This is a genomic window from Ignavibacterium sp., from assembly GCA_032027145.1.
GTDB lineage: Bacteria > Bacteroidota > Ignavibacteria > Ignavibacteriales > Ignavibacteriaceae > IGN3.
Genome location: JAVSMP010000001.1, coordinates 2,820,367 through 2,843,187, shown reverse-complemented (window position 1 = coordinate 2,843,187; position 22,821 = coordinate 2,820,367). Strand labels below are relative to the sequence as shown.

The window sequence follows — 22,821 nt, the reverse complement described above, 5'->3', positions numbered from 1 at the left end:
CATATTTATTAATCCTAATTGAAAGATTTGGCTTAAAGATGATTTTTTTGGAAAATCTTTCAAAAAATAAGCTGTAAAAATGGTTCGAAATAAAAAATACATTGGTAAAATAATCAATTGATTAAATATTAAATCAATGCTTATTTAAACTTAACCGCATCTTAAATGCCGCCAATAATAATTTATTCGGGTTCACTATTCTCAATTCTGGTTACCAAAACTTTATCAACTCTCTTTCCATCCATATCAACTATTTCAAATATGCAGGATTTATATTCAAATCTATCAGCAGCTTTTGGAATCCGGTTTAATTTATACATCATAAAACCGCCAAGTGTGGAATAGTTTTCCTCATCTTCAAATATAAGATTAAGATGTTCTTTAAGTTCATCTATTAAAATACTTCCATCAATTAATAAAGAACCATCATCGCGTTTTACAATTGCAATTTCTTCCTCTTCGTGCTTATCTGGCAGATCACCAAAAATGTTTTCAATAAGATCGTGTAAAGTTATTATTCCTTCAAAAGAACCGTATTCATCAATAACTATTGCAACATAAGTTTTTGTCTGTTGAAACTTTTCAAAAACTTTAATACCGGTTAAGTTATCGGGAATAAAGAGCGGTTGGGTTAAAATATCTTTTAATCTAAAATCAGGTTTATTGCTCAAGCTGTGAAAAAAATCTTTTATTGTAAAGATTCCGAAAATATTGTCAGGAGTTTCGTCATAAACAGGGTAGCGCGAAAATGGATTTTCATAAACCTGTTGTTTAATTTTATCAAGAGGATCTTTAATATTGATTACTATTACATCCTGTCTGTTTGTCATTATTTCATAAGCTTTTCTGTCGCCGAATCTGAAAATCCTTTTTAAGAGTTCTGATTCAATATGCTCAAGCGTTCCAAACTGCGTTCCTTTTTCTATAAGAATTTTTAATTCTTCTTCAGTAACCGGAGTTCTTTCCTTCTTTTTGATCATCAGAATTTTTAAAAAGATTTTTGTAGAAAAACTAAGAAAAGAAACAACAGGAGTTGTAATCCAGGAAAGGAGTTTCATAACCGGTGCAAGTGTAACAGTTATACCCTCAGGGTTATTGAATGCAATTGTTTTAGGTACAAGTTCACCAATTACCAGCGAAAGATAAGTAATTATAGTAACTACAATTGCTATTGCAGCCTTATCTGCATGCGGTGCAAGCCAACTGATACTTTGTAAAACAGGAACAAGATCATCTGCAAAAGCTAATCCGCCAAATGCACCGGCAATAATTCCTATCAAAGTTATACCAATCTGCACTGTAGATAAAAATTTCTCAGGCTCATCTAAAAGCTCAAGAGCAATTTTAGCACCATTGCTGCCTTTTTTTGCTTTTTCTTCAAGTCGTGCACGTTTGGATGAAACAAGCGCAATTTCACTCATTGCAAACAATCCATTAAGGATAAAAAGACCCAGAATTATTAAATATTCCATACAAAGCTTATTGTTTTTAGCTGGCTTAATTTAATGAAAAGGTTAGAAATTTGTTAATAACCTGTGGGGTTGATTTGGAGTTTTAAGGTGTTAGCTGCTATTTATAAGTAGAATTTCTAAATAATGGTTTTTGTAGTTATTCCAGACTGACCAAAGCTCATTTTGAATTTATCTCAGTACCTATGTTAGAATAAGTATCAGATATCAAAATTAAAACCTCAAATACAACGAACAAGAATATCAATCAGAATAATTTTGCAGTTAGTATTTTAAATTACATTTATTAAAGCTCTTGACTTATTACGTAATGGGTTTAGCGGTTTGATATATTTTGTTATTATGTTAAAAATTAATTTACTGGCTATCTTCAAACAAAAACTGTCTCAGTTTTATTGTGTATATAATCTATTGCAAACTAAGGCAAAAAAATACTAAAGCTCAAGTAACGATTAGCAAGTAATAATGAGAAGCTAAAAATTCTGAGGTGTAAGATTACTCAGTTACTTTGTGCAAACGAATTAACAATCGGGCTATTACTCAATCTGGATTTTGTGGAAATTTTATTTTGTTATTAAAAAAAAGGCTGCACATAAAATGCACAGCCTTGCATAATCAACTATACATAAAATAATTACATCTCTTTTTCAGCAGTAAGTATTTTGCCTTTTACAAACTGCCCCTGATCTAAATGATCCTGTGTTATATATACAGTTCCATCTTCATTGTGCGGTTCACCATAAGTGCTATGAACGGATTTTAATCCTCCCAGATATCTTCTTGCATCACACAAATAAATAAGATCGCCCGGATCAGCAGCCATCTTTGCCATATCATTTTTAGAAAAATACATCAAATCATCAGTTGATTCTTTAATCTTCCAGTTAACTTTAATAATTTCACCCTCGCGATCGTTAACCTTACTGCCTTTAAACAATTCTTTTGCTTTGGCTATACTCCATACAGTTAATCCTTCAGTATGAGTTCTTTCAGAATATTTAGAATAATAGTTGGATGAAATAACAACGAACACCAACATAATTGCAGTCAGTAATAATAAAACAGGTAACGAAGCAAGATTAAAAAGTATTATTACAAAAATACCGCCTGATACAAAAGTAATTCCGCTCATCATTGATTTATGATTAGGTGTGGTTTTAATCCAGTCCACAATTTTCTTTTGTTGATTTCTTGTTACAGTTGTTAATACACCTACAAAAACACAAACAAACAAATTATATAAAGCTCCGATATAAGTGTAAGGATGCTTTGGATCGTAATCTGTGCCGTGTGCAAATACTTCTATTAACGGTCTTGGGTAATACATTCCAAGTATCATCAATGCAACACCTACAATAAAAGTAGCAATTACCGCAGCGTTAGTAAATTTTTTCCAGAATACTCCAAGAAAAATAGCAACAACAAGCGGCGGAGTTAATGTTGAATGGAAATAACCGTGTGCTTCGTAAACCGTAGGGAAAGATTCAAATGGAATAACCGCCAATACTCCCATTATAGTAAAGATTACTGTAGCAATTCTTGCTGCGTTTAATTCCTGTCTGTCATTTTCTTTCCAGCTTTGAACTTTTTTGCTCAGCCATTTTTTTGCAGGTCTGTGAACATCATTAATATAAATTGCGGCAATTGCATTCAGCAGTGTATCTACAGTTGACATTAAAGCCGCAGTTAAAGCTGCCATTACAAAACCAAAAACACCGGGCAGAGAAATTATATTTGCTACAACAACAAATATTGAATCAGGATCCGAATTAGGTGGGACAATATCTGGATGCAATACCGAAATGGCTTTTCCTATCCATCCGGCATTTCCAACTACAATAGCACTTATAGGCAGCATAAAAAGAATATTAAATGTTGCGGCTTTACGTCCTTCATCAACGCTCTTTGTAGCCATAAACCGCATGATTAAACCCATGTTCATAAATAAAAATCCAACAGAACCAGCAATGCCATCCTGCCAGAATATTCCCACAAAATTAAAACCGGGTGGATTATTAAAATGAGCTAAGGGTAATTTCCAGCTAGTTGGCAGTGCATTCCAGAACAAACCGAATCCGCCAATGTAATCTAAGCCAAGAAAGAATACCAGCAATCCTGCAAAGATTAAAATAAAGCCTTGTAAGAGATCAGTAAAAATAACAGCAGTTTGTCCGCCATAGGTAATGTAAATACCTACGATCAGTGCAATGACAATTACCAAACCCATTAACGTAATATTAATTTGAAATCCAAAAATTGAAAACTCGGGAGGCAGCAATGGTAAAATTGCTTTACCCATCGTTAAAAATCCTATACCAACATATCCGATCATATAAAGCAAAAGTAAAATAGTTGAGAGGAATCTTGTTGATGGTGAAAATCTTTTTTCAAAATATTCGGGGATTGAACGAATCTTTGTATAAACAATTATCGGCAGCCATCCAAAAATGAAAAACGGTACGAAAAACCAGTCGTTCATATATGTCATTGTAGATGAAAAGCCAGCTTCAAATCCTTTTGCAGAATATTTGATAAAGCTATGGCTTCCAACACCGGTAGCAACAATACTCATTGCAATTAGCCACCATTTAAATCGTCTTCCTCCAAAAAAGAAATCTGTTGTTGTTCTGTTATATTTACTGAAGTATGAACCAAAAAGCATGATTGCTATAAAATAAACAATCATTACAATCCAATCGGTTGAAGTTCCTAAACTATGATGTACGTTCATATTGTATATTTGAGATTATTTGAGAAATTTTTAATAATATCATAGGTATAAAGCGGCAAGTATCAGCAAAGCATGAATTGCCATATAATAGAAGAATCCAAAAAGAGTTATTTTCCACCAGTATCTGTGTCGTTTTTTTTCAAAGTTAACGGTTTTGGATTTTTTAATTATCACTAAACCACTTAAAAAAAATATTCCGCCAACACCGTACAGATAAATAAACGGCAGCCAAGTATTTTCAAATGAAGGCATACAAAATCCTGAATAATTTTATAGTTAATTTAGATTGCAAATCAGATACGGTGCAACACAATTGTTCATAAATATCAAAAAAGTTTTATTGATTGCCTTGTTGATTTTTGGGCATTCAGTTAAAAATATAAAGCTGAAATGATCATGAAACCGTGTATGATCATAAAAAAGAAAAACCCGCCGTACAGGGCTCTTAACCAGAATCTATGCTGTTTTTTTTCCGTATTAAGAGCTTTTGTTTTAGTAATTAAATACATACCGCTGAAAAAAAACACCCCTCCAACTCCGTAAAGATAGATGTATGGCAGCCATATATCATAAAATGTTGACATCACAATTCCTTTAGAATTTTAACGGTTAAATATAGTTTCATAAAAAAAAATTACATAATTAAATTTCAACTAAATTTCCTGGTTAAGAAGAATCTCTAAAGATTCAATAAATATTTTTTTCGTTTCTGCTGTTCTGTCTTTTTCAATCAGTGTTCTGAGATTGGAGGAAAAAAACATTCCCCAGCTATTAAGTACAATAAAAGTTGGAAATGCAGAGCTTATCTTTTTAATTCTCTGTGAATAATGATTTGTTAAAAATTGTTTTAAAAGTTCGGTTTCCTTTGTTAAAAGCCAGCCGATAATTTCTTTTTCCTGTTCAAAAGATTTGTCATTTAGAAAATTTAAGAAACTTTCATGTATTAGTTTATTTGTCTCAGAGACAGATATTTTAAGTGATATATAATTATCCAGCTTAGAAATCAACTGCTCGTTAGCGGCAGTTAAAACAGATTTTACTGTTTCAATAAAATTTTCACATTCCCATTTTAATGTTGCAAAATAAAGTTCATCTTTAGAAACAAAATAATGGTAAATAGTAGCTTTACCGATTCGAATATCCCGTGCGATTTCATCGAGAGTTGTTTTGGTTAAACCATGTCTGGCAAATCTTTTTGCAGCAGATTTTATTATCTGTGATTTTCTTTCGTTTGGCATAATTATGTATTTGTGCAAAGCAAAAATAATAATTCCCGCTCAAACAAGTAAGGTTTTAACCGATTGTTTTGTTTTTTGATCTTGTTATAATGATCGGATTAATCAAACTACTGATTAAAAATACAAGTAAGCATCCGATAACATTATACCATAAAAATGGGATATCTGTGAAAAAGTAAGAATATAAAACTACCAGCTCCGAAATTATTGCAGCAAAAAAAACTGAATGCCCGGTAATTTTATTTGTGTAAAAAGCTGTCAGAAAAATCCCCAGTATTGTTCCATATACAAGTGAGCCGAGAATATTTACTGCCTCGATAAGTGAACCGAGTTCGTTTGCAAACAAAGCAAAAACTATAGCATAAAAGCCCCAGCCAACAGTAGCAAATTTGGAAAATTTAAGATAATGCTCATCAGTTCCATTTTTATAAATCAGCCGCTTATAAATATCCACCATCGTTGTTGACGAAAGTGAATTTAACTCAGCTGATGTTGAAGACATTGATGCTGCAAGTATAGCCGCTAACAGTAAACCAATTAAACCTAAAGGAAGATAATTGACAATGTATGTTATAAAAATATAATTTGTATCATTTAAGTCAGCAGAAGGATTATTCTGTTTGATCAATAATTTAGCTTCGTCTCTGATTTGATTTCCTTTTTGTTCAAGCTCTAAAAGTTTTTTATGATAATTAATTCCTGAACCAGAATTTTTGTTTACCATTTCCGAAATAATGCTTTTCTTTTCAAGATGAACCATCCCAAATTCCTGTTCGAGGTTAGTGTATTGCTCAGAATATTTTCCGCTTTTAACATTTTGAGTTTCAACAGGATTAAAAAAGAGCGGGGGAGTAACAAATTGAAAAAACACAAAAACCATTGCACCAATAAATAAGATAATAAACTGCATCGGTACTTTTACTAATCCATTTACAAGTAAACCCATTCTGCTTTGTGTAATATTTCTTGCAGCAAGATATCTTGCAACCTGCGATTGATCAGTGCCGAAATAACTTAGCATTAAAAAAGTTCCGCCAATTAAACCAGACCAGAAAGTATAGCGGTCGCTCAGGTTAAATGAAAAGTCTATTACATTTAGTTTACCCATTTTACCAGCAATATGTGCTGCATCAATAAATGAAATATCTTTCGATAGAAATGAAATAATCATAAAGAAAGCAGTGAACATACCAGCAGTTATAATTACCATTTGAAGTATATGTGTTCTGTTAACAGCACTGCTTCCGCCAATCGTTGTGTAAAGAATTACAAGCAGACCCATCAGAATAATTGTTGTATGAATATTCCATCCGAGTATTACTGATAGAATTAAAGCTGGTGCATATATTGTAAAACCTGCTGCGAGCCCTCTTTGTGTTAAAAATAAAACACTTCCTAATATTCTATTCTTAAGATCAAATCTAATCTCAAGATATTCATAAGCAGTAAAAACATTAAGTTTACTGTAAACAGGAACTGCAGTTATAGATAAAATAATCATCGCTATTGGCAATCCGATATAGAACTGAACGAATCTCATTCCATCTACATATGCTTGCCCGGGAGTTGATAAGAATGTAATTGCACTAGCTTGTGTAGCCATTATTGATAATGCTACAACCCACCACGAACTGGTTTTGCCTGCTCGTAAGTATTCATTAGTATCTTTTGTTTTATGAGTTTTCCAAATTCCAAAGAAAACAATAAAACCTGTAAATCCGCAAAGTACAATCCAATCAATTGCGCTCAACTAAATACCTTAGTAAGAATAAAGAAAAGTGTGATAAGAATTATTAACTCAATTATTACAAACGAATAAATTATTTTCCAGGAACCAAATAATGGAGGTGCATCTTCTGTTTTATTTTTCGTATCAGGCATTAAATACCCGAGTGAAGAATGTTTATAAATAATTTAATTGCACCTTCAACTCCTGCCGGAATTTCTCTGAAAAAAGATAAACCTGTGTAAATAAAAACTCCTTTGCCATACTTAGCATATAGTATTGAACTGAGTTTTTCACTTTCGCCATTATCATTCATAGATAAAAGGGTTTCATATTTTTCATCCCATTCGTTTGGAAAATATAATCCTCTTTCCTGTATCCATCCTTTGAAATTATTTTCTGATATTTTATAAGGATAGTTAAATATTTTATGTTCCTTGTTCAAAATTTTAACAGTACTGTTTTCATCAGTAACTCTATCGTGTGATATTTTCATTGGAAATATCCCGGGATTCAAGATCAATTGGGCTGTAGTGTTATATTGAGAAATCAGAGTTCCTCCATTTTCAACATACTTGAATAGCTCTTTTTGGAATGCTGCAAGTTCATTTCTGGTATTGTATGCTCTGATACCTGTTATTATTGCATCGTACTGATCTAATTGATTCTGACTGAATTGTTTATCATCGAAAATAACAACATCAAATCCGAGATCGCTTAAGAAATTTGGAATTAAATCACCTGAACCGGATATGTATCCAATTTTCTTTAATTTAGTTTTAGTAAGATCGTACGATTGAAGTAATGCTTTAGAATCCTGAAAAATTGTCTGAGGCATTATATGTTTGTATTGTTTGCGGATAATCTTTTTTGTGTATTCTCTGCCGTCGATTAATATTTTTGCAGTGATCTCAGATTTATCAGTTGATTGACCCGGAGTAACTTTTATAAAGAAATCTTTTTTTTGATTTATTTTCATTTCAGAAAAATCAAATACTGCAGGTTCTATTTTCCATCCGTTATTAATATCAAAACTTACTTTTCCAGATAAATTATCCTTGAAGGATTGTATGGTTACTTTTATTTCTTTTGATGATGAGCCGTTAAAGAAATAAAGATCTTTTTCGATGTTGATTACTGCCGGCGGCGCAATCTTAACTTGGGTGTATAGTTCGCCATCAACCGGATCAGTTATTCGTTTATATAACGGTACTGAAAAATCTATCGTTTCACCGTACATCTCAACTGTAAAAATGCAGTTAAATGGAGCAGCTGATTCAGGCAGTCCAATCATTCTTTGATCATCCACAACAAAACTTCCGATGCGTTGTTCTTTTACTAACCAATAAGGATTAGTGATTGTTGCATCATCAGCAATTGGAATAACAAAATCGCTGGTAAACATTTCACCTTTTTTCAAAATACCATTTTCGATTTTCCGGGTTTCATTATTTACAGAGATATCTCTGAGAATAAAATTCTCAGAACTTCTGTTAACAATCGAAGTTTGGATTTTTATTTGATTGCCAACAGCAGCATATTCATCACTGCCAATCCCTTCAATCCAAATACCGGCACATGAGCGGATTAATTCTTTTACCTCTGTAAGCTTTACTTCTTTCCAATATTCATCTTTAAGATTTTTTATCTTGGAATATATCGGTACTAAATAGGAAATTATTGCAGAAGGATTTTCATCATCAAATTCCGCGATGGCTTTATCAATTAATTTTTGTATTTCTTCACCGCCTTCAATTCTGTTCCAGGAAAAATCAATTTCTTCAAACAAATCTTTTTTAACTGATTCACCTTTAAGCAGTACAAAATAGTTAAGCAGATTATTTCTTGTAGCCGATGAACCAAAACCCTGACTTTTGTGCATTGATCTGCTTAGAGCAGAAATTTCTGTATAGGATTTACCGAGCAGTGGATTATACTCGCCAACATTCACTGTGGGAAGATCTGCTGTATCAATATTTTTATTTTCCAATGTTTTAGCCCAGGCATTCCAGAAAATTCTTTTTGGCTGCCATGTAGTAACATATTTAAGTTGTTCAGGAAAAGCGTTCGGATCGTTTGCTAGATCAAAAGCCTCAGAAGCAAGAATTGCAGAAGCAGTATGATGTCCGTGTCCGCCTTCGCCGGTTTCAGGAAACCTTGCAATAATCACATCTGGTTTAAATTTTCTGATTATCCAGACAACATCGCTTAGTATTGTGTTCTTATCCCAGATTTTAAATGTTTCTTCCGGAGATTTGGAATAACCAAAGTCAAGTGCGCGGGTAAAAAACTGTTTACCACCATCAATCTTTCTTGCTTCAAGTAATTCCTGAGTTCTTATAACTCCAAGCTGTTCGGATTGCTCTGTCCCGATTAGATTTTGTCCTCCATCGCCGCGGGTAATTGAAAGATAAGCTGTTCTTAATAATTTACCCTTTGCCAGATAAGATATTACAGCTGTGTTTTCGTCATCAGGATGAGCTCCTACATATAATACACTGCCAAGAATATTTAATTTTTTCAGACCAAGTTTTATTTCTGATGAATTTAAGTTTGGAAAAGGTTGCGAGTAAATTGATATTAATGCAGTCATACAAAAAATAGCAGTCAGTTTTAATTTCATAAATTCAGAAGTTATTAAATAGATAAAATTTTAAACCGATTATAATTTAATTGATAGAATAATCCAAGATAAAAAATCACAAGTATTTTTATAAAATTTTAATGCAGCATAGTCTTTCATCATGGATTCATCATTTGTCATCCTTAGCTTTCTGTCTGTCATCCAGAGCTAGTCGAAGGATGACTATTTGTTCCTGTCAGTCTGAGCGGAGTCGAAGACTGACCTTTGTTTCCGTCACGTTTGGACTTCGCTCAAAGTGACGTATGGTTTTACTTTTTCTTTATAACACACATTTAGATAGACTCACACTTCTATAAATTCAGTGTGACAATTTTAACCTTCGTCATCCTTAGCTTTCTGCCTGCCATCCTGAGCCAGTTAAAGGATGACTATTTGTTCCTGTCAGTCTGAGCGGAGTCGAAGACTGACCTTTGTTTCCGTCACGTTTGGACTTCGCTCAATGCAACAATACCTTATCATTTTATTTCACCTATAATTCAGTTTTGCTTATTCATTAAGAGCGATATTTTTTTTATTTTCACCAATGAATAACAGAAAAATCTTATGAAAATAAATATCAACCGGATAAAGATAGGTGATAACAATCCTTTTGTATTAATTGCGGGACCTTGTGTTGTTGAAAACGAAAAGATGATATTAGAAACTGCTGAAGCTATTAGTAAAATTACTAATGAGCTTAACATTCCTTTCCTTTTCAAATCGAGTTTTAAAAAGGCAAACAGAACAAATCTAAAATCTTTTACAGGGCTGGGCGATAAAGAGTCAATCCAAATTCTGAAAAAAGTAAAACAAAAGCTCGGGCTTTCAATTGTAACAGATATTCACAAAGAATCTGATATTGAGATGCTTGATGATGCAGCCGACATAATTCAAATACCCGCTTTTCTTTCAAGGCAGACTGATTTGTTAATAGCTGCTGGAAAATCCGGTAAAGTTGTTAATATTAAAAAAGGACAATTTCTTGCACCCGAGGATATGAAACACGCAGCCGAAAAAGTTGCATCAACGGGAAATAATAAAATATTACTCACTGAACGGGGAACCACTTTTGGATATCATAATCTTATTGTTGATATGCGGTCGCTGGTTATAATGAGAGAGCTTGGTTATCCGGTTGTAATGGATGCAACTCATTCAGTTCAATTGCCGAGTAAAGATTTGGTAAGTGGCGGACAGCCAAAATTTATTAAACCGCTTGCCCGTGCAGCAGCAGCAGTTGGTATTGATGCAATCTTTCTGGAGGTTCACCCTGATCCTCAAAATGCACTTAGTGACGCCGCTAGTCAGCTTCCTTTAAATGAATTAAAACCTTTGCTGATTGATTTATTAAAGATTGACCGGTTAATTAAAAATTATTAATCACACTTAGGAAAATAGACTTGAATGATATTATAAAACACGGAAAAGAAGTAATCAGGATCGAAGCTTCAGCCATTACTGATCTTGAAAATAGCATCAATGGAGATTTTGTAGATGCCGTTGAAACAATAATTAATTCAACAGGCAGAGTTGTTTTTACCGGTATGGGTAAATCCGGTCTGATTGCAAGGAAAATAGTTGCAACACTTAACTCAACAGGAACTGCCGCAATTTTTCTACATCCGACTGATGCTTTGCACGGTGATCTTGGAATGGTAAGAAGTGAAGATGTTGTTATTTTGATTTCAAAAAGCGGAAACACTGAAGAAATAGCTAATCTGCTCCCAATGCTTAAGAGATTAAATGTTAAACTTATTGCGATGAGCGGTAACAGAGAATCAAAACTTGCGCGTGAGTGTGATATATTTTTAAGCATAGCAGTAAAAGAAGAAGCCTGCCCTTATGACCTTGCACCAACGGCATCAACAACTGCAACTCTTGTCCTTGGTGATGCACTTGCAGTATCACTGCTTAAAAAAAGAAATTTTACTCCAAAAGATTTTGCTTTCCTTCATCCCGGCGGCAGTCTTGGTAAACGGCTTTCGTTGAAGATTAAAGAAGTTATGATAACTGGAGTTAATATTCCGATTGTAAAACAAGACGCATCAATTAAAGATGTGATTTTTGAAATTACAAGTAAACGATTAGGTACAACTTGTGTTGTTGATTCATCCGGCAAACTAAGTGGTATAATTACTGACGGTGATTTAAGAAGACTTTTGGAAAAGACACTTAATATCAGCGGACTGTTAGCAAAAGATGTAATGACAAAAAATCCAAAAGTGTTGAAGGAAGAATATCTGGCTTCTTTTGCACTTCAGCAGATGGAAAACTTTAAAATTACGAGTCTTGTTATTGTTGATGATCACGAACACCCAATCGGCATTATTCATCTTCATGATCTTATAAATCTCGGGCTGCAAAACAGATGAAGTATATTTTAGTCTTCATCTCATTTCTTGCTCTTTTCCAGTGTTGCTCTTCAAAACGGGTTAAACCTGCAGTTGATGTTAATCTGAACACTCAGGAATTGCCGTCACAGGAAAGCTGGAACTCTGTTGTTACTTTTTCTGATTCCGGAAAAACAAAAGCAATACTTTGGGCAGGGCATCTGAAAAAATTTGATGATAAACGAGAGACTTTTTTGGATCAAAACATCAAAGTTGATTTTTATAATAATGATGAGTTAAAAACATCAACACTTACTTCCAAAAATGGAAGAGTTGATGAAACCACAAATAATTTATTTGCAATTGACAGTGTTGTTGTTTACAGTGATAGTGTAACAATACGCACTGAAGAGATGATGTGGAGAAACAAAGACAGGAAAATTGTTTCTGATAAATTTGTTACTGTTATTTCTCCTCAGGAAAAAATTGAAGGTTATGGATTTGAATCCGATCAGAATCTGAAAAATTATGTTATCTATAATATAACCTATGTTACAAGAGCGGATACTGTTCAATGAAAGTAAAGCTAACATTGATTTGTGTTTTTCTTCTGTCAGTTATATCCATTGCACAGCATAGTAAACTTATTACTGTAATTGGTGATTCACTTGTAGGGCGAATGGTAAACGGAGAATCTACAAGGGAGGTTTACGGGAATGTAGTCTTAACTCAGGGTAAAGTAAGGATTACCTGTAATAAAGCTATTCAATATATTTCGCGTAACGAAGCTGAACTTATCGGAAATGTTATTGCAACTAAAGATACATTAACAATTAAAACCCCGCACGGCTATTACTTTGGTAATCTTGAAAAAACAAAAAGCACTTCCGGTGTTTATCTTGATGATAAAAAGGTTATCCTTACTGCTGACAGTGGAGAATATTATTTTAATGAAGACCGTGCATTTTTTCAATCCAAAGTTAAGCTGTATGATACAACAACAACCTTAACCTCAAATCAACTGACTTATTACCAGCAGCAGAACAGAGCAATTGCAGTGGGGGATGTTCTTATCTTCGATGGTGAAAACCAGATTTATGCTGATACTCTTGAACATTTCAGAAATACAAAAATTACTTTTGCTTTTAGTAATGTAAGATTAGTTAATCTGAAAAATAATTCAGAGATCTTTGGGCAACATCTTGAAGACTATAGGCAGAAAGGATATTCATTAGTAGATCGTGATCCTTTATTTATTCAGGTTGATACAACATTTACACAAAATGAAGACGGAACAGAAACGATTCAGCTTGATACTTTATTTATTAAATCCAGGATAATGGAAGCATACCGGGATTCAGCCGAAAGATTTTTTGCGATTGATTCAGTAAAAATATTAAAAGAAAATTTTGCTTCAATTAATGACCTGACTATATTTTATCGTAATGATGAAAGAATTGTAACAAGCAAAATAAATTCTGAATCAGCACAACCGGTTTTATGGAACGAAAACTCTCAGTTAACAGGAGATTCAATCACGATCTATCTTGTAGAAAATAAGATAAAACAACTTGATGTTGACGGCAGTTCTTTTATGCTCTCACAAAATGAGAATTATCTTAAACGATATGATCAAACTTCAAGCGCACAGATAAAACTTTTTTTTAATCAAGGCAAAATCTTTCGTGCAGAGTTTTATGGTAATGTGTTTTCTATCTATTATATGTATGATGGTGAAACAGCTAATGGATTGACTAAATCAAATTCTGCTTCCACAACTGTTATTTTTGAGAATAACGAAGTAACTGAAGTTAAATTATATAAAGATCCTGCCAGCGAATTCTATCCAGAAAAACAAGTTGCGGGAAATGAAAAGGACTATCTGCTGCCAAGATTTGTTGTTCATAAAAATAAGCCAGTTAAAACTGAAATGTATAATCTTCTGAATAAATTTAAATAAAAAATATGAGTACTACTTTAAGAAGCGAAGACCTTGTTAAGATTTATAAAAAAAGAGCAGTTGTAAACAAAGCATCTGTTAAAGTATCAAAAGGGGAGATTGTGGGTTTGCTGGGTCCTAACGGCGCTGGTAAAACCACAACCTTTTATATGATTACAGGAATGATAAAACCAGAATCAGGCAAAGTATTTCTGGATGAAACAGATATTACAAAAATACCAATGTATAAAAGAGCAAGAATGGGTATCGGATATTTACCCCAGGAAGCATCTATCTTCAGAACCTTATCTGTAGAAAATAATTTACTGGCTGTCCTTGAAATGACTAAGCTGGACGCCAAGGCACGAAAGGAAAAATGTGAAAAACTTCTTGAAGAGCTCTCAATAACTCATATTAGAAAAAGCATCGGATTTCAACTTAGCGGCGGTGAAAGAAGAAGAACTGAAATTGCACGAGCGCTTGCTACTGATCCGAGTTTTATTTTACTGGATGAACCTTTTGCCGGTGTTGACCCGATTGCAGTTGAAGATATTATGAACATTGTTTCTAATCTTAAAAACAGGGGAATAGGAGTTTTGGTTACTGATCATAATGTGCATGAAACATTAAGCATCGTTGATAAGGCTTACATTTTAATCAATGGAGTTATTTTTAAGCAGGGAAGTGCCGATGCGTTAGCAAATGACGAAGAAGTAAGAAAACTATATCTTGGTGAGAAGTTTAAACTGGATAGATATGAGTAAATAAAAGCAGGGCACTATCAGAAAATCTTTTTTACAAGTTCTTCGGCTCTTTGCAATGAATCTATTTTACCAACATCAATCCATTTTATATCATTACAGACGTAAGCATTGATTTCTTCAGTTTTTGCTGCAGTTAAATATGCTTTGATTACATTAAATACTTTCTCCTCAGGAAATTTTTTTATCAGTTCTGGATTAATAAGATGTATTCCGTTAAAAGCTAATTGCTGATAATCCGGCTCTTCTCTTACAACTATTCTTTCATTTTTTCTAATATCTTCCCACCCGCATAAGATATTATCTTTGTTGAACAGTAAATAACGGCTGCTCAGTCTTTTACTTACAACAAGTGATGCGAGTGAATCGTCAGAGAGATGATAATTATAAAACTCGCTCAAGTTCAGGTTTGAAATTATATCAACATTATGAATCAGAACAGGGAGATTATCAAAAAAACGTAATGCGTTTTTAATTCCTCCGCCGGTATCTAATAATAGATCAGTTTCATCTGAAATAAAAATATCTGCGGCAAAAGTATTTGCTTCAATAAAATGTTTTATTTTGTCCGCATGGTGATGAACATTAATAACAATCTTATTAAAGCCATATTCAATCAGGTTTCTTATCGCAGTTTCAAGTAATGTTCTCCCGTAAACTTTGATAAGTGCTTTTGGAGTATCATCTGTTAAAGGTTTCAACCTTGTCCCTAATCCCGCTGCCAAGATCATTGCCTGCATTATCTTACCACCTCTTCTTTAATTCCTTGTTCAATATGTGAAAGAAAAACATTAATATCATACTTATTTTTAAGATACTCATAAAGTTTATCTGCACAATAAACAGATCTATGCTGTCCGCCAGTGCATCCAAAATTAACCATTAAATTTTTAAAACCAAGTTCTAAATATTTCTCTATTGTAGAATCAACTAATTTATATACACTATCCATAAACTCAGCAACATTAGAATTATTTACTAAAAACCTGATCACATCAGAGTCTCTTCCATTTAATAGTTTATATTCAAGATGTCTTCCGGGATTATTCAATCCGCGGCAATCAAATACAAATCCTCCGCCGTTGTCAGCCAGATCAATCGGTATCTCCCGCTTATAAGAAAAACTTGTTATAGTTACTGATAGTTTTTCATTAGGCAGGAATCTTTCTTCATAAATATTAAATTCATCAGATGAGATAATATTTCTAAAAACTTGATGAAGATGGGGAATATCAAAATCAAGTTTTCCGGTTTCAAGCAGATACTTGAGATTCTTTCTGGCAGGCAGAATACTTTTTATAAGATGGACTTTTTTCTCAAATAATCCTCTGAAACCATAAGCCCCCATAGCCTGCATAATTCTTAAAAGAACAAATGCATAAAATGACTTCATAAATTCATCTCTGCTCAGACCATAATCAGATTCGAGTTTATCGAGATAATGATTTAACAATTCTTCTCTAAGATATTGTGGTATTTCTGCTTTTGCATCATACAGAAGAGAAGCAACATCATATTGCAATGCCCCTTTTCTTCCGCCTTGATAGTCAATAAAAAATAATTGTTCATCCTTTATCATTACGTTTCTGGATTGAAAATCCCTGTAAAGGAAATAGTCAGTTTTAATCGAAGACACAAAATCTGCAAATGTCTTAAAATCATTTTCAAGTAATTGTTCGTCAAATGGAATTCTACCAAGTTTTAAAAAATCATACTTAAAATAATTTAAATCCCACACAATAGATTGCCGGTCAAATTTTGCACGCGGATAACAAAAGTTATAATCTATAGATTTATCAGCGGTAATCTGGAATTTTAATAATTGTTCTAATGTTTTTTTATAAAGTTCTATTAGCTGCGGAGCAGAATTATAATCGTGTTTATTTGCGTGAATAACAGAATAGAGAGTAGTATCTCCCAGATCATTTAACAGATAAATATCTTTATTTAGGTCTTCATATAATACCTTGGGAACATTAAGGTTCAGTTTATTAAATGCTTTTGTAAATGATAAAAATGCTTCGTTTTCTTTTCTGTCTTCGTTTATCACTCCTATAACTGTGTGGTTGTTATAAGAGACTCTGTAATATTCTCTGTAAGAAGCAGTTTGAGGAAGCTTGAGGATAAAATCAGCTTTTTTACCGTACCAAGTTTTAAAAGTTTCTCTGATCAAATCGAGTTTAAGATGATTAGCGATCATATTTAAAATCTTTCTTTAATAATCCATAAGTATAATGGGCCTCAAATTTATCATTTTTGAAAACGCTCTCAGGATGAATACCCTCAAGTGAAAATCCGCATTTTAAAAGTACTTTTTTTGAAGCATCATTTCCTTCAAATACTTTGGCTGTTAATCTGTTAAAATTGAATTTTGTAAAAAGAAAATTACAAAAGGTCTTAAGTGCTCCGGATGTAATTCCTTTGTTCCAGAATTCTTTACCGAGCCAAAAACCTACTTCAGCAGTGAATCTATGAACATCAGAATAAGGCGTTGCACTTATTCCACCGATTACCTTATCTTCACTTACGATAGCAAAAAATAAATTTGTATCTTTTTCCAGAGCAAACCTTATCCATTGCCTAGCGTTTTCAATAGTATATGGAAATGGAAAACCTTCTCCGAGATACTTAGTAATATCGGGATGATTTGCATTGTAAGAAAGTGATTCAGCATCTGTTTCCTTATATGATCTAATAAGATAATTGTCAAAATGTAATTCTATCATTACCAGTTTCCTTTAGGTCCTCCATAAGCACCCTGATCATTCCTGCTGCCGTTGTAATCATTAAATACTGAATCAGGATTGCCAGCATCTTTACAAGGCGACAAATAATAAAGTGTCAGATAATCATTATCAAAAAATAATGGATCCATATTTCCAAAAGCAAAGTAATTGTATTGTTCCAGTAAAGTTGAACTGTCTTGTGATGAATAAAAGTAATGATCTATACCCATTCGATTCGTATTCTTAAAAAAGATATTGTTTTGTATTTCTGTTTTAACCGGTTGATATATCAAAATGCCGCCGCAGCTATTATAACCTGTGTTTTTATAAAAAGTATTATTGATTACTTTTATATCAGATTGTTCTGCATAAACAGCTCCCCCATAATTATCTGCAAAATTATCTCTGAAAACATTATTAACAATCTGCACATTTGAATTGGAAATACCTAAACCGCCTCCGCTTAATGCAGAATTTTGATAAATAAAACTATGAAAAATATCGGTTTCTGAATCAAATATTGAAATACTTGAGTTAAAAGTATCTGATTCTTCATGGATATCTTTAATGTATAGAAAATCAATGACAGCTTTTTTATCAGCATTTAATATTTTAATACCTGCCCACTTTTTATTTTTATCATACGAAGCAAATAATATAGTTCTTGTTCTTGTTCCCGAAATTATAAGTTCACCTTTGATTATCAATCTTATTCCTTCCTCGAAAAAAATATCTACTCCGGGATTAACGATTAGCGTTTTACCTGAATCAACAATGAGATCTTCGGTTGCTAAAAAAGGTGAATCGGAAAAATTCAATTCACCCGAGATACTACCTTTGATTTCTGTAAATAAACCAGTTATATCAGGATCGTTAATACCTGTGTATTGTTCCCGATCAGAACAACCTATGGCAATTAGTAAATAAAAAACTAAAATTAATAATATTTTTTTCATAGTCAGTAAAAAGCTTTACTAATTTACTATATTTAGCTTAACAAATTTACACCAATTTTATATGAAAAAGTTTTTACTTTCATTGTTTCTTCTTTCCTTTTTTGAACTTCAACCTCAGGTAAAATGTAAGTTTATTGTTAATTCTAAATTGTCAGATGAAAACTCGGTTATATGTATAACCGGGAATCATAAACTACTTGGCGAGTGGAATCCATCTTTAGTTCAGCTTCTTAAAATTAATGATTCTACCTGGAGCCGTGAATTTGTTTTTGAAAAACATCAAAAGCTTGAGTTTAAATTTACATTGGGCAGTTGGGATATGGAAGCTTTAGATTCAGCTGGGAAAAAGTTTCCTAACTTTCAAATGAATATTACAAATGACACTACACTGGTTTTTAAATTTAATAATTGGGGTAAAGAGCATAATGACTTTAAAGGGAAAATAACCGGGAGTGTACGTTATCATAAAAATTTTATCGGAATAAATATTCCCGCCCGAGATATTATAGTCTGGCTCCCGCCATCTTATGATTCGTTGAAAAATAAAAGATATCCGGTTTTATATATGAACGATGGACAGAATATTGTTGATCCGCTGACTTCTGCATTTGGTATTGATTGGCAGATTGATGAAGCAGCAGATAGTTTAATTAAAAACCATTCGATAAATGAAATGATTATTGTTGGAATTTATAACTCGGATAAAAGAAATTCAGAATATAGTAATACTCCTTTAGGTAATGCTTATATGAATTTTATTGTAAATCAGCTTAAACCATTTATTGATGTAACTTATAGAACTTTAGATAATAGAGAAAATACAACTATATGCGGCTCTTCTCTCGGCGGACTAATTTCTTTTATACTTGTTTGGGAATATGATTATGTTTTCTCAAAAGCTGCTTGTTTTTCACCGGCTTTTAAAATTGATCAATTTGATTATGTTACCTCAGTTGAAAATTATTCGGGAGCAAGGAAAGATATTAAACTCTATTTCTATAATGGTGGAAAAGGAGTTGATGAAAGATTACAGCCTGGTATTAATGAAATGCTTGAAGCTTTATTAAATCGTGGATATGTAACCGGTAAAGATATTTTATATGTTGAAGATAAAAATGCGGATCATTCTGAATCAGCCTGGGCTAAAAGAGTGCCTGAAATGTTAAAATTTCTATTCCCTGCAGATGATTAATTTTTCTTTTCAAAGTGTTGATAATCTTGTGAACTTCTCCAGGTTCCGCCCCATTGCCAGCCTCGTTTTCTAAATTCCTGAACAATTCTGGAATTTTTTAATATTGTTCCTGCAGAGTTAATATCATACTTCCCGTTTACGGGCTGTACAATATTTCGCTTTATATGTGGATTTTGTACTGGGTTTATATCTACTGCCAAGCCATATGAATGAGCAGATAATGTTTTTTGTCCTTTCACTTTTCTATAATTAAATGCCGAGGTATTATTATCATTCATTGAATCCTCATCTGACCATTTATATTTAGCAATAGGTATTACTTTACTTATAGGAAATTTGACTACTATTATAATCTCAAAAATTTCAATAATATCTTTTGCAGCCCTTTTGTGCAATACAATTTGTCCTCTATGCAGTTTATTATCAAAGGAATAATATTCGACGTTCAGCAGCACAAGATTTTTTTTAATAGCTTTAGGTATATCTATTCCTGATAAGGCTTCCTCAAGTGAATAATTGCAGTCAACTATTACTTCTTCATCATGATTAAAAGTTTGTGCTTCAGTATTTAAACTATATAATACAAACAGCACGGTGCTAATTATGCTAAACAGGATTTTCATACTTTTAATTATCTATGTTTTATTTACATAAATAGATATATTCACACCTCAATTTAAAGGAAATTTTATGAAAAGTATTCTCATTGTTCTTCTTAGTGCTGTTTTAATTTATGGCTGTTCTGGCGACCCTGATTTTATAACACTTAAATCCGGTTTGAAATATTTTGACGATAAACAAGGCGAAGGTTATAGTGCAAAAAATGGTGATCTTATCGAAATAAATTATAGGGGATGGATTATTAAAGATTCTGCAAATTTGTTTGGTGATTGGGTAGTTGATACTACAAAAAATAATGATTTGATTGCTAATTCTTATATGATGAATCAACCGATAAAGTTTGTTCTCGGATCTGATTCCTTTATTAAAGGTTCTGAAGAAGGAATGGTAGGGATGAAACCAGGCGGTAAAAGAACGATCATTATTCCATCAAATCTAGCTTATGGAAAAGAAGGAATGGGACCGATTCCTCCCAACACAGACATTAAAGTTGTTATAGAATTATTATTGGCAAAAGAAGTTCCTGCTGTTAATATGTGGGATGTTGATTCAACTTCATTAAAGACAACTCCAAGCGGATTAAAATATTTTATACTTCAGGAAGGTACCGGTGAAAATGTTAAGCCTGCTCAAACTGTTGTTGTTCACTACAGCGGATTTTTACTTGATGGAACTAAATTTGATTCCAGTGTTGAACGCGATGAGCCAATAACTTTTGTTGCAGGGGTTGGCCAGGTAATTCCCGGCTGGGACGAAGGTTTGCTGCTTCTGAAAAAAGGCAGTAAAGCAAGATTTGTTATACCTGCTAATCTAGCTTATGGTCAGCGTGATATGGGGAAGATACCGCCAAATTCAACTTTGATCTTTGATGTTGAAATGGTAGATATAGTTCCTGCACAAGATCAGCAATAAAGTCTATTTGCAGATGATAAAATTATCAGAAGTGTAATTACGATTTTATTAAAATTATTTTTATGTCACCCTAAGCTTGCTATGGGTGACATAAATTAATCCTGCTAATATTCGATTGAATTTATTTACCCTACTAAATAATTTAGATTCATATTCTTAATTATCAGAGTTAATCCAAATCTGTTATAATCTAAACAAAGAAGTTGCTTCTTGTTAAATCAAAGAATTAAGAATAATATTTCATCAGGTTAAGAGCTTGTCCATAGTATCCGCCTCCGAATAAATTCAGATGATTGAGAACGTGATAAAGTTTATAAATGTTTTCTCTGTATAGATAACCATCATCAAAAGGGAATACTTCGTTGTAAGCACCGTAAAATACCTGATCAAATCCACCAAATAATTTTGTCATAGCCAGATCAGCTTCGCGGTTGCCATAATAAACAGCCGGATCAATTAAACACACATTACCATTTATATCAATAATAAAATTTCCACTCCAAAGGTCACCATGTAGCAGGGAAGGAGTGAAAAGTTCATTCCCAAGTATTTTAAAAATATTCTTTTCAAGTTTTCCAAATGCTGATTTTAATATTGAATCAGCATAACCGTTTTTTTCGGCTAACCTGAATTGAAACAATAATCTTTTATTAAAATAAAATTCGCACCAATCAGTTTTTTCATTTTCTTCTGGTAAATTCAATTGTGGAGTTGAGCCAATATAATTATCTTCCCAAAAACCATAGGACTCGCCAGAATATTTATGCAGTTTTGCAAAGTTTCTGCCAAAATCTTCCCAAAAGGTTTTTCCTTTATTACCTTGTTCTATCATCTCCAATAATAGATAGTCATTATCAATTGATATTACATCTGGAACTCTGATTACACTTGGTTTCTTTAGTTCAATTAAGCCATTAGCTTCTTTTTGAAACATATCCTTGTTAGAAAACAAATTGAATTTTAAAAAGTATTTTTTTCTCCTTTCTGTAGTTAGTATCTGTGAATCATTTATGCAGCCGCCTGCAACGGATTTGCAATCTTTAATATTATCAGAAAGAAAATTTTCTATCTTATTTAATACTTCTCTTTTCAATTTCTTTGCGGATAAATTTTATAAAATTATCTATACTGTCTTCAAGAATGTCTAACACATTTTCGAATTCTTCGCTTGTCCCACAATAAGGATCAGGCACTTCACGAATTTCTTTGTGTGAAGAAAAGTCTGTTGTTCTTAATATTTTTTTCTTGAACTTATTACTTGTATCCATTCTGGTCAAAGCATCGTAATTATAATCATCCATTATTAGAATATAATTGAATTTATCTCCATCAATATTCGGATCGAATATTCTGGCAAGATGGTCAAGTGTGTAGCCTCTATTTAAAGCATGCATTTGCATCCTTTCGTCTGGTAGTTCATTGGTATGGTATCCGATTGTTCCTGCCGAATCAACTTCAACATATTTGTCTAATCCTGAATCAATTAATTTCTTTTTCATAATTCCTTCTGCAGCAGGGGAACGGCATATATTACCAGTGCAAACAAATAAAACTTTTATCAATTAAATCCTCCTTTTCTATTTATTGATTTTTCAAT

General features: G+C 32.8%; 22 protein-coding genes. 7 read left to right on the top strand and 15 right to left on the bottom strand.

The window, feature by feature from the left end:
- Positions 1 to 182: 182 nt before the first annotated feature.
- The 8 genes from ROY99_11995 to ROY99_11960 all read right to left on the bottom strand — a co-directional run bounded on the left by ROY99_11995 (position 183) and on the right by ROY99_11960 (position 9,787).
- On the bottom strand, positions 183 to 1,472 hold the full coding sequence (locus ROY99_11995; GenBank protein MDT3697098.1) for a hemolysin family protein: 1,290 nt from the start codon (positions 1,470 to 1,472) through the stop codon (positions 183 to 185).
- Positions 1,473 to 2,103: 631 nt separating this feature from the next.
- Entirely contained in the window at positions 2,104 to 4,200 is a 2,097-nt protein-coding gene (locus ROY99_11990; protein ID MDT3697097.1) for a sodium:solute symporter family protein, read from the bottom strand.
- 39 nt (positions 4,201 to 4,239) lie between these two features.
- Positions 4,240 to 4,452, bottom strand: a complete 213-nt coding sequence (locus ROY99_11985; GenBank protein ID MDT3697096.1) for a hypothetical protein — start codon at positions 4,450 to 4,452, stop codon at positions 4,240 to 4,242.
- A 119-nt stretch (positions 4,453 to 4,571) separates the two neighbouring features.
- Complete coding sequence (locus ROY99_11980; protein MDT3697095.1) at positions 4,572 to 4,784, bottom strand: hypothetical protein; 213 nt, start codon at positions 4,782 to 4,784, stop codon at positions 4,572 to 4,574.
- A gap of 69 nt (positions 4,785 to 4,853) precedes the next feature.
- The gene (locus ROY99_11975; GenBank protein MDT3697094.1) at positions 4,854 to 5,438 is read right to left on the bottom strand and encodes a TetR/AcrR family transcriptional regulator; all 585 of its coding nucleotides are present in this window, start codon (positions 5,436 to 5,438) and stop codon (positions 4,854 to 4,856) included.
- Positions 5,439 to 5,493: 55 nt separating this feature from the next.
- Positions 5,494 to 7,188 (bottom strand): sodium:solute symporter, encoded by a 1,695-nt coding sequence (locus tag ROY99_11970; GenBank protein ID MDT3697093.1) that lies wholly within the window; start codon positions 7,186 to 7,188, stop codon positions 5,494 to 5,496.
- Positions 7,185 to 7,319, bottom strand: coding sequence for a hypothetical protein (locus tag ROY99_11965; GenBank protein ID MDT3697092.1), 135 nt, complete (start codon positions 7,317 to 7,319; stop codon positions 7,185 to 7,187). The genes ROY99_11970 and ROY99_11965 overlap by 4 nt, the downstream gene beginning before the upstream one ends.
- The gene (locus ROY99_11960) at positions 7,319 to 9,787 is read right to left on the bottom strand and encodes a PIG-L family deacetylase (protein ID MDT3697091.1); all 2,469 of its coding nucleotides are present in this window, start codon (positions 9,785 to 9,787) and stop codon (positions 7,319 to 7,321) included. Before ROY99_11960 ends, ROY99_11965 begins: the two co-directional genes overlap by 1 nt.
- A gap of 564 nt (positions 9,788 to 10,351) precedes the next feature.
- Between ROY99_11960 and kdsA the strand changes: the two genes are divergently transcribed.
- Genes kdsA through lptB form a run of 5 tightly spaced genes read left to right on the top strand, consistent with a single transcriptional unit; the run spans position 10,352 to position 14,820 of the window.
- Positions 10,352 to 11,167: a 3-deoxy-8-phosphooctulonate synthase gene (gene kdsA, locus ROY99_11955; GenBank protein MDT3697090.1), complete on the top strand. Its 816-nt coding sequence runs from the start codon at positions 10,352 to 10,354 to the stop codon at positions 11,165 to 11,167.
- Between the two features lie 20 nt (positions 11,168 to 11,187).
- Positions 11,188 to 12,159 carry a KpsF/GutQ family sugar-phosphate isomerase gene (locus ROY99_11950; protein MDT3697089.1) on the top strand — a complete coding sequence of 324 codons (972 nt, stop codon included), beginning with the start codon at positions 11,188 to 11,190 and terminating at the stop codon, positions 12,157 to 12,159.
- The gene (gene lptC, locus ROY99_11945; protein MDT3697088.1) at positions 12,156 to 12,695 is read left to right on the top strand and encodes an LPS export ABC transporter periplasmic protein LptC; all 540 of its coding nucleotides are present in this window, start codon (positions 12,156 to 12,158) and stop codon (positions 12,693 to 12,695) included. The genes ROY99_11950 and lptC overlap by 4 nt, the downstream gene beginning before the upstream one ends.
- The gene (locus tag ROY99_11940; protein ID MDT3697087.1) at positions 12,692 to 14,077 is read left to right on the top strand and encodes an OstA-like protein; all 1,386 of its coding nucleotides are present in this window, start codon (positions 12,692 to 12,694) and stop codon (positions 14,075 to 14,077) included. The genes lptC and ROY99_11940 overlap by 4 nt, the downstream gene beginning before the upstream one ends.
- A gap of 5 nt (positions 14,078 to 14,082) precedes the next feature.
- Positions 14,083 to 14,820: an LPS export ABC transporter ATP-binding protein gene (lptB, locus tag ROY99_11935; GenBank protein MDT3697086.1), complete on the top strand. Its 738-nt coding sequence runs from the start codon at positions 14,083 to 14,085 to the stop codon at positions 14,818 to 14,820.
- A gap of 17 nt (positions 14,821 to 14,837) precedes the next feature.
- Here lptB and ROY99_11930 read toward each other — a convergent pair whose 3' ends face one another.
- The 4 genes from ROY99_11930 to ROY99_11915 are packed head-to-tail and all read right to left on the bottom strand — an operon-like array spanning position 14,838 to position 18,499.
- Entirely contained in the window at positions 14,838 to 15,557 is a 720-nt protein-coding gene (locus ROY99_11930; GenBank protein MDT3697085.1) for a nucleotidyltransferase family protein, read from the bottom strand.
- Positions 15,557 to 17,017, bottom strand: coding sequence for an RNase adapter RapZ (locus ROY99_11925; GenBank protein ID MDT3697084.1), 1,461 nt, complete (start codon positions 17,015 to 17,017; stop codon positions 15,557 to 15,559). The genes ROY99_11930 and ROY99_11925 overlap by 1 nt, the downstream gene beginning before the upstream one ends.
- Positions 17,007 to 17,543: a GNAT family protein gene (locus ROY99_11920; protein ID MDT3697083.1), complete on the bottom strand. Its 537-nt coding sequence runs from the start codon at positions 17,541 to 17,543 to the stop codon at positions 17,007 to 17,009. Before ROY99_11920 ends, ROY99_11925 begins: the two co-directional genes overlap by 11 nt.
- The gene (locus tag ROY99_11915; GenBank protein MDT3697082.1) at positions 17,543 to 18,499 is read right to left on the bottom strand and encodes a hypothetical protein; all 957 of its coding nucleotides are present in this window, start codon (positions 18,497 to 18,499) and stop codon (positions 17,543 to 17,545) included. The genes ROY99_11920 and ROY99_11915 overlap by 1 nt, the downstream gene beginning before the upstream one ends.
- A 61-nt stretch (positions 18,500 to 18,560) precedes the next feature.
- On the opposite strand from ROY99_11915, the gene ROY99_11910 reads away from it, so the two are divergent.
- Positions 18,561 to 19,691 carry an alpha/beta hydrolase-fold protein gene (locus ROY99_11910; GenBank protein MDT3697081.1) on the top strand — a complete coding sequence of 377 codons (1,131 nt, stop codon included), beginning with the start codon at positions 18,561 to 18,563 and terminating at the stop codon, positions 19,689 to 19,691.
- On the opposite strand, the gene ROY99_11905 is transcribed toward ROY99_11910, so the two are convergent.
- On the bottom strand, positions 19,688 to 20,314 hold the full coding sequence (locus ROY99_11905; protein MDT3697080.1) for a M15 family metallopeptidase: 627 nt from the start codon (positions 20,312 to 20,314) through the stop codon (positions 19,688 to 19,690). The genes ROY99_11910 and ROY99_11905 overlap by 4 nt on opposite strands.
- Positions 20,315 to 20,381: 67 nt before the next feature.
- Here ROY99_11905 and ROY99_11900 point away from each other — a divergent pair, with 67 nt between their 5' ends.
- A complete protein-coding gene (locus ROY99_11900) occupies positions 20,382 to 21,224 on the top strand; it encodes an FKBP-type peptidyl-prolyl cis-trans isomerase (protein ID MDT3697079.1) in 843 nt (280 codons plus the stop codon).
- A 226-nt stretch (positions 21,225 to 21,450) separates the two neighbouring features.
- Here ROY99_11900 and ROY99_11895 read toward each other — a convergent pair whose 3' ends face one another.
- Positions 21,451 to 22,317 (bottom strand): fructosamine kinase family protein, encoded by an 867-nt coding sequence (locus ROY99_11895; GenBank protein ID MDT3697078.1) that lies wholly within the window; start codon positions 22,315 to 22,317, stop codon positions 21,451 to 21,453.
- Positions 22,295 to 22,786, bottom strand: a complete 492-nt coding sequence (locus tag ROY99_11890) for a low molecular weight protein-tyrosine-phosphatase (protein ID MDT3697077.1) — start codon at positions 22,784 to 22,786, stop codon at positions 22,295 to 22,297. Before ROY99_11890 ends, ROY99_11895 begins: the two co-directional genes overlap by 23 nt.
- Positions 22,787 to 22,821 lie beyond the last annotated feature (35 nt).

What these genes read in the sequence shown, in the direction of transcription:
- ROY99_11900 (MDT3697079.1), top strand. Translation starts at nt 20,382, where the DNA reads ATGAAAAGTATTCTCATTGTTCTTCTTAGTGCTGTTTTAATTTATGGC.
- ROY99_11910 (MDT3697081.1), top strand. Translation starts at nt 18,561, where the DNA reads ATGAAAAAGTTTTTACTTTCATTGTTTCTTCTTTCCTTTTTTGAACTT.
- ROY99_11975 (MDT3697094.1), bottom strand. Translation starts at nt 5,438, where the DNA reads ATGCCAAACGAAAGAAAATCACAGATAATAAAATCTGCTGCAAAAAGA.
- ROY99_11915 (MDT3697082.1), bottom strand. Translation starts at nt 18,499, where the DNA reads ATGAAAAAAATATTATTAATTTTAGTTTTTTATTTACTAATTGCCATA.
- lptC (MDT3697088.1), top strand. Translation starts at nt 12,156, where the DNA reads ATGAAGTATATTTTAGTCTTCATCTCATTTCTTGCTCTTTTCCAGTGT.
- ROY99_11905 (MDT3697080.1), bottom strand. Translation starts at nt 20,314, where the DNA reads ATGAAAATCCTGTTTAGCATAATTAGCACCGTGCTGTTTGTATTATAT.
- ROY99_11940 (MDT3697087.1), top strand. Translation starts at nt 12,692, where the DNA reads ATGAAAGTAAAGCTAACATTGATTTGTGTTTTTCTTCTGTCAGTTATA.
- ROY99_11920 (MDT3697083.1), bottom strand. Translation starts at nt 17,543, where the DNA reads ATGATAGAATTACATTTTGACAATTATCTTATTAGATCATATAAGGAA.
- ROY99_11990 (MDT3697097.1), bottom strand. Translation starts at nt 4,200, where the DNA reads ATGAACGTACATCATAGTTTAGGAACTTCAACCGATTGGATTGTAATG.
- ROY99_11930 (MDT3697085.1), bottom strand. Translation starts at nt 15,557, where the DNA reads ATGCAGGCAATGATCTTGGCAGCGGGATTAGGGACAAGGTTGAAACCT.
- lptB (MDT3697086.1), top strand. Translation starts at nt 14,083, where the DNA reads ATGAGTACTACTTTAAGAAGCGAAGACCTTGTTAAGATTTATAAAAAA.
- ROY99_11995 (MDT3697098.1), bottom strand. Translation starts at nt 1,472, where the DNA reads ATGGAATATTTAATAATTCTGGGTCTTTTTATCCTTAATGGATTGTTT.
- ROY99_11925 (MDT3697084.1), bottom strand. Translation starts at nt 17,017, where the DNA reads ATGATCGCTAATCATCTTAAACTCGATTTGATCAGAGAAACTTTTAAA.
- kdsA (MDT3697090.1), top strand. Translation starts at nt 10,352, where the DNA reads ATGAAAATAAATATCAACCGGATAAAGATAGGTGATAACAATCCTTTT.
- ROY99_11980 (MDT3697095.1), bottom strand. Translation starts at nt 4,784, where the DNA reads ATGTCAACATTTTATGATATATGGCTGCCATACATCTATCTTTACGGA.
- ROY99_11965 (MDT3697092.1), bottom strand. Translation starts at nt 7,319, where the DNA reads ATGCCTGATACGAAAAATAAAACAGAAGATGCACCTCCATTATTTGGT.
- ROY99_11985 (MDT3697096.1), bottom strand. Translation starts at nt 4,452, where the DNA reads ATGCCTTCATTTGAAAATACTTGGCTGCCGTTTATTTATCTGTACGGT.
- ROY99_11960 (MDT3697091.1), bottom strand. Translation starts at nt 9,787, where the DNA reads ATGAAATTAAAACTGACTGCTATTTTTTGTATGACTGCATTAATATCA.